We start from the raw sequence: 329 nt of genomic DNA on the forward strand, positions 1-329 counted from the left end.
ACTACGACGATCACGCACAACTGCAACAACACCTGGCCAACTTTATCGACGCCTACAACTTCGCTCGCAGACTCAAAGCCATGAAGGGTCTGACACCGTACGAATTCATCTGCAAGCAGTGGACATCCGAACCCGAGCGGTTCAAGGTGAATCCGATCCATCTAATGCCGGGACTGAACACCTAGTACGCGCGTCACCCCGTCGCCGGAGAATCACGCGCTCCACGTCGATGGCGAGCGCGTCGTGTGTTGCATCATCCACGATCACCAGGCACTTGATGACGCGGCCTTCGGCAGTGCGGTCGAATACGACGTCCATCGACCACACCT

2 pseudogenes are annotated in these 329 nt (G+C 57.1%); one reads left to right on the plus strand and one right to left on the minus strand.

Features of this window, described 5'->3' with window-relative positions:
* A pseudogene (locus XpopCFBP1817_RS21355) lies at positions 1-185 on the plus strand (IS3 family transposase); the annotation flags it as partial.
* On the opposite strand, the pseudogene XpopCFBP1817_RS21360 reads toward XpopCFBP1817_RS21355, so the two are convergent.
* Positions 183-329, minus strand: a pseudogene (locus XpopCFBP1817_RS21360) (IS3 family transposase); the annotation flags it as partial. The pseudogenes XpopCFBP1817_RS21355 and XpopCFBP1817_RS21360 overlap by 3 nt on opposite strands.

Origin of the sequence: Xanthomonas populi (assembly GCF_002940065.1) — a bacterium.
Lineage (GTDB): Bacteria > Pseudomonadota > Gammaproteobacteria > Xanthomonadales > Xanthomonadaceae > Xanthomonas > Xanthomonas populi.